General features: G+C 45.3%; 10 protein-coding genes. 8 read left to right on the top strand and 2 right to left on the bottom strand.

What is annotated here, in order from left to right; translation table 11 throughout:
* Positions 1-112 precede the first annotated feature (112 nt).
* The gene (locus tag FE394_RS11040) at positions 113-2,185 is read right to left on the bottom strand and encodes a plasmid pRiA4b ORF-3 family protein (protein WP_319926443.1); all 2,073 of its coding nucleotides are present in this window, start codon (positions 2,183-2,185) and stop codon (positions 113-115) included.
* Positions 2,186-2,411: 226 nt separating this feature from the next.
* Between FE394_RS11040 and fdhE the strand changes: the two genes are divergently transcribed.
* From fdhE to FE394_RS11020, 4 genes are all read left to right on the top strand, one after another.
* A complete protein-coding gene (gene fdhE, locus FE394_RS11035; protein ID WP_319926442.1) occupies positions 2,412-3,344 on the top strand; it encodes a formate dehydrogenase accessory protein FdhE in 933 nt (310 codons plus the stop codon).
* 19 nt (positions 3,345-3,363) lie between these two features.
* Positions 3,364-4,755, top strand: a complete 1,392-nt coding sequence (gene selA / locus FE394_RS11030; protein ID WP_319926441.1) for an L-seryl-tRNA(Sec) selenium transferase — start codon at positions 3,364-3,366, stop codon at positions 4,753-4,755.
* A 64-nt stretch (positions 4,756-4,819) separates the two neighbouring features.
* Entirely contained in the window at positions 4,820-6,703 is a 1,884-nt protein-coding gene (selB, locus tag FE394_RS11025; protein WP_319926440.1) for a selenocysteine-specific translation elongation factor, read from the top strand.
* A gap of 156 nt (positions 6,704-6,859) precedes the next feature.
* Positions 6,860-8,509: an LTA synthase family protein gene (locus FE394_RS11020; protein ID WP_319926439.1), complete on the top strand. Its 1,650-nt coding sequence runs from the start codon at positions 6,860-6,862 to the stop codon at positions 8,507-8,509.
* Between the two features lie 176 nt (positions 8,510-8,685).
* On the opposite strand, the gene FE394_RS11015 is transcribed toward FE394_RS11020, so the two are convergent.
* Positions 8,686-9,354 carry a helix-turn-helix transcriptional regulator gene (locus FE394_RS11015; protein WP_319926438.1) on the bottom strand — a complete coding sequence of 223 codons (669 nt, stop codon included), beginning with the start codon at positions 9,352-9,354 and terminating at the stop codon, positions 8,686-8,688.
* 94 nt (positions 9,355-9,448) lie between these two features.
* On the opposite strand from FE394_RS11015, the gene FE394_RS11010 reads away from it, so the two are divergent.
* From FE394_RS11010 to FE394_RS10995, 4 genes are all read left to right on the top strand, one after another.
* Positions 9,449-10,861: an MFS transporter gene (locus tag FE394_RS11010; RefSeq protein WP_319926437.1), complete on the top strand. Its 1,413-nt coding sequence runs from the start codon at positions 9,449-9,451 to the stop codon at positions 10,859-10,861.
* A gap of 208 nt (positions 10,862-11,069) precedes the next feature.
* On the top strand, positions 11,070-11,369 hold the full coding sequence (locus FE394_RS11005; protein ID WP_319926436.1) for a TPM domain-containing protein: 300 nt from the start codon (positions 11,070-11,072) through the stop codon (positions 11,367-11,369).
* A gap of 158 nt (positions 11,370-11,527) precedes the next feature.
* On the top strand, positions 11,528-11,821 hold the full coding sequence (locus FE394_RS11000) for a helix-turn-helix domain-containing protein (protein WP_319926435.1): 294 nt from the start codon (positions 11,528-11,530) through the stop codon (positions 11,819-11,821).
* On the top strand, positions 11,811-12,467 hold the full coding sequence (locus tag FE394_RS10995) for a HipA N-terminal domain-containing protein (RefSeq protein WP_474068165.1): 657 nt from the start codon (positions 11,811-11,813) through the stop codon (positions 12,465-12,467). The genes FE394_RS11000 and FE394_RS10995 overlap by 11 nt, the downstream gene beginning before the upstream one ends.
* The last annotated feature ends 12 nt before the right edge of the window (positions 12,468-12,479 follow it).

Below are 12,479 nucleotides of genomic sequence, written 5' to 3'. Positions count from 1 at the left end.
ACGATATAGAGTTTTGTCATTACCAGCAATGAACTAGCACTGAATAGGAAAGTTGAAAATGAAACCGGAGGCGGTGCTTTTCCTCCGGTTTTGCAAGATGTTATTAATTGAGTTAGTGATTAAACAGTGCCTTGAGCCTATCGTTAGCCTGCTGTTTATCAAAAGGTTTTGGCTGTTCATCCGGCGATAATCCCGCCCATTCTAGCTGCTCTTCTTCGTCTTCTGTCAGGACTTTCTTTTTCCGTAACTTGAGTAAATGGTTCCAACTCCAGATACCGCCGGAATCCTCAACCGGGCATATGCCATTGCCGGCAGTGATTTCAGGCCGCTTAACATCTTTTTCAAGAACTTTCTCTACGGTTATCTGATGGAACCAATCATCACCGAAGTCATATTGATAATTGAGTTCATCCTCGGTTTCATGCAGAAATACGCCGACAGGCAATTGGTCATAATGCTCTTCCGGAATATCTATCCCATTGAGCTCAAAACGGAACAAGTGGGCATTTTCCCAACCCATCGCGCTTTGTATCACATAATGCAGTTCAGACAAGCTCATTTGGTTGCTGATCCGTATCCGGCGCCATACCGGAGGACTCGCTTCTAATAAACTGACTTTAATAACCAACCCTTGCTCTGGTATCTCAGCAGAGGCAGGATCTAATCCTGTAACAAATAATTCAAAACTGATTTCCGCCAAAGTATCAAATAAAGCAAATCTCTTGCGATTTAATGAAGGGTCGCTGAGTGTATGGGCCAAATCCAAATAATCATTGGTGAAGCGTGGTGCGTCTGATGGCTGTTTATATCGCTCAACGGCAGCAGAATAAGTCAGGCGTCCGGCAAACAATTCCCGGTTTGCGTAGTAGTAAAGCTTCAATAAGTCTCTTGGTTTTTTCGCTTTTAATAAGCATTCTTCCGGTGCAAACCAACTCAATATTAAGGGAGAACCCATCGTGAGACTCAGGCGATTCCGCTCTTGTCGTTTCGGGTCTTCCTGATAATCCAGCTTTTGGCTCCAGTGCTCAAGCTCAAATGTTTCTGGCTGTGTCCATTCAAAAGGCAATTGTGATAACCAATAAAGTGAGTAGAAATCGAGCGGCGTGTTTTTCTCTTGTTGCACCGACAGTATCCACGGCAAAATTTGTCCCAGCCAGTCCGGAGATACCGGATGAAAGTCAACTTCAGTGTCTAAGTGCGCAATCAGCTCAGCAATTGATTGTTCAGGGTCAAGGTTCAGCAAGGTTTCCCGGATGCCGGATTTAAAATCCAACATCATATTCATCTGATATACCCGCTCTTCCAGTGTGATCCTCAGCATCATACTGGCGCAATCATTGCCATCAACATGAGTGGCGTATAACTCATGTATTTCCGCCGTTGCCCGGACTTTATTGTGTGCCATCGCCCGTTTTTTCCAGCGCTTAAAACAAGGCTTAATTGAGTGGTGACGGTTGAATCGTGCGCACAGGTTTAAAAGTTGCAGGTAGGATAAATTCGTCCATGCAGAGGAAGGGCAATTATCCAACACTTGCGCACTGGCAAGCGCAATCGGCTCCTCAAAATATTGAGTCAGCAGAAGCAGTGCATCTATGCCCCATGAATAATGAGTGACTTCCGACAGCAAATGGGGAATAGCGTCAGGAGGTGCTACAGAAAACCCGTTTTCGAAAAATTCAATGAATTCGATGCCGGATTGCAGTTCAAACTGATCAAACAGTTGACCCAGTTTAGGCTGTTTCTGGGGAAAGGGCGTTATATTGGTGTCATCAGCATATTTGGGTTTATCCAGTAGCTGAGCGATATCAATTTTGATACTGAACTGATGTCTCTTTAATATCGATAAGCATAACAACACACACTCACTATTGAGCCAGAGGTTTTCTTGGGTATAAATCAGAATATGTTCAATGGTTTCTTCAAATTGCCGTTTGGTTTCTGGTGGTAACTTGTTTGTTGTTAATGCAAGCTCTGCTACCGCAATATCAACCCAAGTATTAACACTATCTCCTATCTCGTTCATCGTCTCTTCAGGTAGCGTTAACACTGAGGTGATCAATAGGAATATATTCTCTGGTTCGGTAAACCACTGCATTTGCTTTGGGGTTACGCTCCGATGTTTCTCAGGTTGTTGGGCATATTTTTCTATTGCAGCGAGTAATTTTTCAGATGTGAGTTTCATCATAAGCCTCTTCAGATACGGATAGTTCAATCAAGAAGAGTGCTGATGATTGTGCTGTTAAACTCACCCTTCCCCAGTCATGAATACTAACAGTCTAACCTGAATTTTGACATCTTCCCTCATTTTGCGACACTCATCTTAAGGTCAGATTTTTGCTGTGTCCGGATGAATGTGATGTCAGTAAACTTGCGTTGAATTTAAGTATCAACATAACAGGAAGGTTAAAGTAATGAGTATTCGCATTATTCCTAAAGAACAGTTAGGCAAAGAGCGTGTTAATGAAAGGGGAGCCGGTTTTATTCCTCCGTTGTTGTTTGCCAACCTGAACACCCTGTATCAACACCGTGCTGAGCGTCTGAGATCGCTGGCGACAAAAGATAATCCATTTTCCAGTTACCTGAATTTTGCCGCTGAAATTGTGCAGGCACAGCAAAAAGCGTTGTATGACAATCCGCTGAATGTGGAGTTGGATGAGATCTTTCTTCATTCCCGCCAAGAAAACCGTGCCCCATTGGACTGCAAAACGTTACCTCGGACTCTGCATTGGCAGAATATCCTGCATTCCCTGATTGCAGAATTGCAGCCCACCGTACCGGGGCATGTGAAACCAACCCTTGAAAATCTGGCGAAAAACTCAGAACAAGAGCTGGAAGAGATAGCCAGTGCATTGCTCAACAGTGAATTCAGCAAAGTCAGTCCTGATCAGGCCGTATTTGTCTGGGCAGCTTTGTCTGTTTATTGGACGCAAATGGCCAGTTTGATCCCCGGCAAAGCACGGGCGGAATATGGTGATCACCGCCAGTTTTGTCCGGTCTGCGGCAGTATGCCTGTTACCAGTGTTGTGCAAATCGGCACGAGTCAGGGTCTGCGTTATTTGCATTGTCATCTGTGTGAAAGTGAGTGGCATGTTGTGCGGATAAAATGCAGCAATTGTGAACAGACTCGTGACCTGAATTATTGGTCTTTAGAGAGCGAGCAAGCGGCAATTAAGGCAGAAAGTTGTGGTGATTGCGGAAGCTATCTGAAAATTCTTTATCAGGAAAAAGATCCGAATGTAGATGCAGTAGCGGATGATCTGGCATCGCTGATTCTGGATGCCAAAATGGAAGAAGAAGGCTTCGCCCGCAGCAGCCTGAATCCTTTCCTGTTTCCCAACGAATAAGTGACTAAAGGGGAAAGCGATGACACAAGTCATAAACTCGCTGTATCGTCAGTTACCCTCCATTGACAAATTACTGCGGGAACCCGGGATAACACCGCTGATTGAGCTGCACGGTCAGACGCGGGTAGTGGATATGTTGCGGGAAATGCAGGAACAGGCGCGGTTCAATATTCAGGAACATCAGTCTTTGCCAGAATGGAGTGGTAACTGGGTTGCCTCATTGCATCAACGGGTCAGACAAGATCAAACTTCAGCCCTGAAGCCTGTATTTAATTTGACTGGAACTGTCCTGCACACCAATCTGGGACGGGCATTGCTGGCAGAATCGGCGATTGATGCAGTCACTCAGGTGATGCGTTCGCCAGTGACGTTGGAGTATTCCCTTGATGGTGCAAATCGGGGGCATCGTGATCGCGCACTGGCTGATTTGCTGTGTGAGCTGACCGGGGCAGAAGATGCCTGTATCGTTAACAATAATGCCGCTGCGGTTTTGCTGGTATTGGCGACGGTAGCACAGGGAAAGCAGGTGATTGTTTCCCGTGGTGAGCTGGTGGAAATTGGCGGTGCATTCCGTATTCCTGATGTTATGGTACAAGCGGGTTGTCGTCTGGTGGAAGTCGGTACGACCAACCGGACACATTTGAAAGATTATCAGCAGGCAATCAACCCGGAAACCGGTTTGCTGATGAAAGTACATGCCAGTAATTACAGCATTGAGGGCTTTACGGCTGAAGTATCGGGAGAGGCATTGGCGAAGCTGGGCATGGCATCTCAAATCCCGACGGCTATCGATCTCGGCAGTGGTGCGATGATAGATATGACGCAATATGGCTTGCCTGCGGAACCGATGCCTCGCGATTATCTGAACTACGGTATCGATCTGGTGACTTTCTCCGGCGATAAATTGTTGGGTGGCCCGCAAGCCGGGATTATTGTCGGCAGGAAACAGTGGATTGAGGCTATCCAGCGGCATCCCCTGAAACGGGCATTGCGGGCGGATAAAATGACATTGGCTGCACTTGAAGCAACATTGCGTCTTTATCAATATCCTGAACAACTCCGGCAGAAATTACCGACTCTGCGTTTGCTGACCCGCTCACAAGATGAAATCTATGACATGGCGCAGTGGTTGCTTCCCCGAATTCAGGCATATTACAGCGAAACGTTGATTGTGCGCGATGAACCTTGTTATTCCCAGATTGGTAGCGGTTCCTTGCCTGTCGATCGTCTGCCCAGCTGGGCGCTGACTTTTACTGCTATTGACGGGCGGGGCGGCACATTGGAAAAATTGGCTCACCAATGGCGCAATTTGAACAAGCCCGTGATTGGGCGTCTGTATGATGGGCGGCTATGGCTTGATCTACGCTGCCTTGAAGATGGAGATGCATTATTGCGGGCATTGTCGTTATAAATATTATGCTTATAAAGCAATGCCATTATAAAAAATCGTTGTTACAGAGATAGGCCCGATTACTATGATTTTTGCTACAGCAGGACATGTTGATCACGGGAAAACCAGTCTGATTAGGTCGATCACGGGTGTTGATACGACCCATTTGCCGGAAGAGAAAAAACGGGGCATGACTATCGATCTCGGCTATGCCTACTGGCCGCAACCGGATGGTTCTTCGGTGGGATTTGTTGATGTGCCGGGGCATGAGAAATTCTTGTCTAATATGTTGGCAGGGATTGGGGGGATTGAGCATATTCTACTGGTCGTGGCCTGCGATGATGGTGTGATGGCTCAGACGAAGGAACATCTGGCGATTTTGCATTTAATCGGGCGGCCTGATATCACGGTTGTGCTGACTAAAGCAGATGCTGTCGAGCAAACAAGGATCGAGGAAGTCCGGCAGCAAGTGACACAATTACTGGTATCGCAAGGCTGGCAGGCATCATCTCTGTTTGTGACAGCAACAACAACGGGGGAAGGGATTGCTCCACTCAGAAAATATTTACTGTCTATCCATCAAACCTGTCAAACCAGCCAGCCTGCTCAAAATCCGCAGCATGAAAAATTGAATCAACGTTTTCGCTTGGCTATCGATCGCGTTTTCACTGTGAAAGGGGCGGGATTGGTCGTCACGGGAACGGCGTTAGCGGGAAGTATCAACGTCGATGATACTTTGTGGCTGACCAGCAATGTCAAAGCAGTGAGAGTACGCGGACTGCATGCCCAGAATCAACCTGTCCAGCGCGCTCAGGCAGGTCAGCGGATAGCACTGAATATCGTTGGGGATATTAGCAAAGAACAAATTTCCCGTGGGGATTGGCTACTGTCACAAAAACCGTTGTTCGCGGCTGAAAAAATATTGGTAGAAATTGAAACTGATGAACCACTACAAAATTGGCAATCTCTCCACATTCACCATGCTGCCAGCCATATCACCGGAAGGATTTCATTACTGAATCCGCTGACAGATGTACCCATATTGGCTGAGTTGGTATTGGATCATCCTTTGTGGCTGGTAGAAAATGATCGCTTGATCCTGCGTGATATCAGTGCCAGAAGAACACTGGCGGGAGCACGGGTCATTAACTTAAATTCTCCGCGTCGGGGAAAACGTCAGCCGGAATTTCTTGCTTGGTTATCTCAATTGGCGCGTGCTGTTGGTCATACCGAAAACCTCACCTTACATTTACTGCGGGGTGCGTTGTCACTCAGCCACTTTGCATGGGCTCGTCAGCTAACTGAAAGTCATCTCAATAGTTTGTTGTCAGGGATGGGCATCATTCTCACTGAGAATTGGGCGTTGTCACAGCATAGCGCGGAAGTGGCAGAACAAAAATTATTGCAGACTTTAGCGGAATATCACGAAAAACACCCAGACCAACTGGGGGTAGGTAAAGCCCGCCTGAAAAGAATGACGTTGCCAACATTAGATGACACGCTGGTTTATACACTTATCAATCGATTACTTGAACAAAATGCCCTCAAGCAGACTCATGGTGGATTGCATTTACCTGAGCATGGACTGGCGTTTACTACAGAGCAGGCGAATCTGTGGTTAAAAGCAGAACCTTATTTTGACGCTGGGGTATGGTGGGTTCGTGATTTGGCAACGGAAACGGGAGAAGATGAAGAGACTATACGCGGCCTTTTGCGAACAGCAGCCCAATTGGGGCTTATTATCGCCATTATGCCTGATCGTTATTACCATCGTCACCGCATCCAGCAGTTTGCTGATGTGATCCGCAGATATTACCGGAATAACGGAGGAATAACGGCGATAGATTTTCGCAATGAGCTGGGTATCGGCCGAAAATTAGCAATCCAAATTCTGGAATACTTTGATCGCACCGGATTTACCCGCAGGAAATCAGATTTACACGTTTTACGGGATGAGGGTATGTTTTAGCGGTGTATTTTTCGGATAATGCAGATTGAACTCCTTTGGATAAGAAGTGTCTTCATTGGGCGAATTTGCTGTATATTTGATAACCCATGCTATTTTTAACTCGTGGGATCAAATTGAACTTATGTCTGGAATTCAATCAAATATGAAGAAAAAAGTATGAATAAAAAAATAATCTCGGAGATTTATTTTGGATTGCTGTTGATTGCTTCCTTGATATTGGTATTTGAAAAGGGGGGTGATATTTATCCTGCGCTGATTTCTGTCGGTGTGTTTGGCATCATTTTTGGTCTGCTTTTTTTAGTTTCAACACGCTGGCTATTTTCGGCAGTGTTGACTGGCACTGTATTTATCATCCTCAAATTCCTTAACCAGATAAAAGTTCATTACTACAAAGAACAACTGATGTTTTCTGATTTTAATGTCATTCTTGACCCTTCAAATCAGGAAACCCTGCAACATTATTGGTTGGCAGGTATCGCGGTAGCCGCGATGATTGTCTGGTTGATATTCAATATGATATTGAGTTGGCAAGCAGCGTCTTCTGTACGTGGTATCAAGTGGCGCATTGCCAGCATTGTTCTGATGGGCGCCGGTGTCTGGGGTATCCATCTGACGGTCAATGCCTATCATGTCCAGTGGCAGGAAGAACTGCCAAAAGGGCGGGGAACGATGACCAATATGGTCATGTCAGCCATGGATGCGCAATATCAGCCGCCGGAATTCGGTTCATCTGCTGATTATTTCTTGCAACAGGCGAAAAACGTGACGTTGCCTGAACCGCAGTCAGACGTGAAACCTGATGTAGTTGTGTTATTGCAAGAATCCACCGTCAATCCTCATATTTACCCATTACCCAACGACGTTAAATTGCCGGATCTTTATATGTTCCGGCGGGATGCAGGTGTCAGTGCCCAAAGTCCGCTCAGGGTACAAACCTTTGGTGGCGGAACCTGGCTATCTGAATTCTCTGTTTTAACGGGATTGAACACGGATGATTTCGGCTCACGCAAAAATGCAGTGTTTTACTTTGTCGTTGATCATCTGCGAAACAGCCTGTTTCGTGCGATGAAAGACAATGGCTATTACACCGTTGTCCTGACGCCATTTAATAAATCGGCTTACCATGCCGGACATGCCTACAAAACGCTGGGCGTTGACCGGATTATCCAGCCACAGGAATTGGGCTATCCGGCCAGTCGGGAGGAAAACCTATGGACGATCCCGACACAGGATATGCTGTCTTACGTGAAAACTATTCTGGCGCAAGAGACAGACAAGCCGATTTTTATTTTCTCCCTGACAATGTATGAACATGGCCCTTATGAAGAGAGCCACCATGATGACTATGGTTTGACCGGCAAGATCGAGAACTCAACATTAGTGGGCAAATTCAGTCATTACATGGAAAAAATCACCGCGTCTGATCCCGCCATCGAGGATTTTAGTGAGTTCGTTGCCAAACGTGATAAACCCACCGTTTTCCTCTATTTTGGTGATCACCAACCGAGTATCCACTTTGATCAGTATCACTCTCCGTTATCTGATCCTGCGCATCTGACTCAATTTACTCTGCGGGATAATTTGAAACAGGGAGCGCCTATTACAACGGGCAAGCTGACGGATATCTCTTTCCTCGGCGGAATGATTCTGGAGCGTACTCGTTTGTCAGCTCCGGCGTTTTATCAGGCCAATATGATTATGCGCCATTTGTGTGAGGGTGCTTTAAATGATTGTCAGGATAATGCGCTGGTAGAGAGCTATAAGCATTATATTTACCAGCAGTTAGATTCGGCGGGTAAGAAATAGCTTTATCCGCCGGAATTCCTCACTAATCCTTACTAATCCTCACTATTCCTCATCATCTCTTCAGTCAGCGGTGCAGGCTGACTGAAGGGTTATATCTATTTCCCCAATGAATTGAGATTTATTAGCCATCGATGATGGTGGACTATAACGGATTGTTTTTAGGCTAATTTAAATAATCAGTTAATGCTTTTGGTCAGTGGTGTGATGCGATAGGCGCATCGTCGATTACCACTGAGAATATATTCAGTTCTTTCCACATTGGCCTGTAGAATTTCTCTGAATAATTTCAGCTCTGTCCGGCAAAATTCCTGACATATTTTTGCAGCGGAACAGATCGGGCAATGGTTTTCAAAAAACAGAAAAGAGCCGTTTTCCTCAATACTATACTCAGCCATATAACCTTCTTGGCTGCGAATAGCTACCAGACGTTCCAACCGCTCTTGTAACCCTGTTGCGTTTTCCAGCGCTTTTTTATAGTTGGATAAAAGCTCTTTTTCGCGGCAGGTAATGATCACATCCATGGCTGTTTCGCCCAATTGATTGCGAATAATCGTAATCAGCTGAGTTGTCAGCTCTGCATGGGTATCTGGATATTGGGCGTGGCCTTGCTTAGTCAGATGCCAAAGCTGAATAGGCCTGCCAACTCCCCTTGTTTCTGATTTCGCCTCAACCAAGCCTTCTTTCGCCATTTTCACAAACTGTTGACGAGCCGCTTCACCTGTTGTTCCCAATAGTTTGCCGGCATCAGAGGCTTGTAATGCACCTTGAGTTTTCAGAAGCATTAATAACTTCTCACTCACTGTTTGCCCCGTGATTATGTTCTTTTCCAAGTCAGAACTTGACATATTATTGATCCCGACATTAATTTATTCCAAGATTTATCTTGTTTAATTTAGCGTAAGATTTTTCATAACTCAACCGGTGTTCAGGACAACAATCATGATAATGACTGAGGAAAGCCGCTGGCGGGATCTGTTTTCCAGCAAAAATGCGCCAAGTGCGATAGCACTTTCATTGGGTGTGGGATTAATGGCAATTAATACTTTAATTGCCATTACTATTTTGCCCTCTGTTGTAAACGATATCGGAGGATTGAATCTCTATGCCTGGAATACGACATTGTTTGTCGTGGCATCAATTATTGGTTCTATTCTTTCGGCAAGATTACTGAGTGTGTCAGGCGCGAGAAATGCTTACTTGGTTGCGGGATTAATCTTTTTCATCGGCAGTTTATTTTGTACTTTCGCACCGACGATGGAGGTGATGCTGATTGGAAGAACCATTCAGGGGCTCGGCGGTGGATTTCTGTTTGCACTTTCCTATTTGATGATTAACTTGGTATTTGAGCAATCACTCTGGACTCGTGCGATGGCCCTGATCTCGGGGGTGTGGGGAGTTGCAACCTTAATCGGGCCAGCGATAGGCGGTATTTTCGCTGAGATGAACGCATGGCGTTATGCATTTGGCATTATGGTGCCCATTATTTTGTTGTATATCGTATTTACTTACCTGATTTTGCCGAAAAAGCAGGAGCAGGATAAAACCAGAATCCCATTGCCGATTGTGCAACTGATCCTGCTATCGACTGCTGTGTTGGTGATATCAGCGGGAAGCTTATCCCAAGATGTTCGGATAAATATTATTGGCGTTGTTACATCCGTCGTCTTGGTGTCGTTGCTGATCATCTATGAACGTCGTACTTCAGCGAGATTATTGCCTGAAAATGCCCTGAGCCTGCGATCTCCCCATCTGGTCTTATTCCTCACCATATCGCTACTGGTGATAGGCTTGGCGTGTGACGTTTTCGTTCCCTATTTCCTGCAAATTCTGCATGGGCAATCACCTTTGGCCTCTGGTTATATGGTTGCAGCCGCAGCGATGGGTTGGACAGTAGGAGAAATGCTCAGTGCCAGTTGGCAAGGCGCAAAAATGCGATTTGCGATTGTGAGTGGCCCTGTTTTCATGCTGCTCGGCATGGTGCTGTTGCTGGTGATATTGCCATATCCATCGACAGGTGAATGGCAGATAGTATTGCCGCTCATTTTGGGGTTGGGAGTCTTTGGATTCGGCGTCGGTTTTGGCTGGCCTCATCTTTTGACCCGCATTTTGCAGGTTTCCAGTGATGCCGATAAAAGTATTGCCGGTTCGTCCATCACCACCGTTCAATTATTTTCCACCGCATTTGGTTCTGCGTTAGGCGGCATGATCGCCAATCTATTCGGATTTTATCAGCCGGGCGGAGTGGAAGGCGCGGCTTCCTCTTCCCACTGGTTACTTTTACTCTTTGCTATTGCGCCAATCTTGGCATTATTGACCGCATATAAATCAGCAAAAATTAAAGTGGGAAAATAAATCTATTATCAACGGTATTATCGTAAAAATAATGCCGTTTTCTTCATTACACGTCATGGAATATATCCATATACTATTGATGATTGATATTAGAAAAAAGAACTAAAGATATTTGATGTCAGTAATTTCCCCTATACCAAAGGATGGTTGTAGTGCCTGCCTAACACAACCGAGAAAAAATGACTCTTTGATCATAAAGTATTTTTTTATGCTGTTTTTATTGCTCATCGGAATGGGCAGTGTATCAGCCAAAGAGATAAAATCAGAAACAACAGCCGTTGATGTTCCTGCATTAAGCAAGCGAGTAACAGATATTGCCAAAGTTCTGACGAAAGAAGAGAACCAACGATTGACCCGTCAGATCAAAAAACTGCAATCTGAAAAAGAAGTACAGATAGCCGTTTTGATTATTCCGACTACGGGCAGTAATACCGTTGAAGAATTCGCTTCCCGTGTGTTTGATAGCAGTGGCAGAAGTAGCGGCGGTGGTGCGTCAGGCGATTGGTAATTTTTATATCAGTGGGGATTTATCCCCACTGATGATTTAACGTAGTTATCAACATACGTTCTGGTTACAGTATCCAACCCTTTTTATGGATACAATAATATCCATAATTTATATTTTTAAACTATAATGGATATTATTGTATCCATTTCGGGGATGATATGAGCCATTTTTTACTACTAGATGATGTTGATGTTCAACACGCTTTTGCTAAGCATCTTCGTCGCCTCCGTGAGCAAGCCAAGCTATCACGAGAGGCACTGGCTACGCGCAGCAGCGTACCTGCTGCGACCATCAAAAAATTTGAGCTTACCGGAAAAATATCTTTTCGCCAGCTATTGTTGCTCTGGCAAAGTCTGGATGATTTGCAGCGTCTTTTTGAACTCACACAAGAGCAGATCAACAATCCAGTCATGCCAACCTCAATTGAAGAGGTATTAAAATATGGTGTTTAAACCGATTCAAAAACTAGAGGTAATGCGCACTCTATCATCGGGTGAGCGTATACATGTTGGGGTGATGGCGCAAAACCGTCAGGGGGTGTTTTTTCAATATGATGCGCAATACCTTGAACAACACGGTAATTTGTCACCTTTTATACTGAAGGCGACAACAGAATTACAGATTGCACCAAAAACACCACATCAAGGTATTCATGGTGTATTCGGGGATTGTTTACCGGATGGATGGGGACTGTTATTACAGGATCGCGTTTTCCGCCAGCATGGTATTCTGCCAACCCAACTCACGGCAATGGATCGTTTAGCTTTTGTTGGTCACAGTGGTATTGGCGCATTATCGTTTGATCCGGTTTCTGATTTCGCTATTGAGCAAACGGATGACATTGATTTGGCAACGATGGGGCTTCAGGCACAGGCTTTATTTGATGGTCAGACAGACGAGGTGCTTGCCGCATTAGTTGCCGCCGGCAGTTCTGGTGGTGCCAGACCGAAAGCCCAAATTTATTTAGCACCGGATGATACAAAGCACTGCCGCACGAGAGCCAATCAAGGTGATCAAGCGTGGTTGATCAAATTTACTTCACAAAATCTACCATTAGGACATGAAGAAGGTTTGTGTGAAGCAGCCTATCTAACCTGAATTCCGTTTAAG

The sequence above is a fragment of the Xenorhabdus littoralis genome (assembly GCF_033949345.1).
Lineage (GTDB): Bacteria > Pseudomonadota > Gammaproteobacteria > Enterobacterales > Enterobacteriaceae > Xenorhabdus > Xenorhabdus littoralis.
This window is presented reverse-complemented; position numbering and strand designations above follow the sequence as displayed.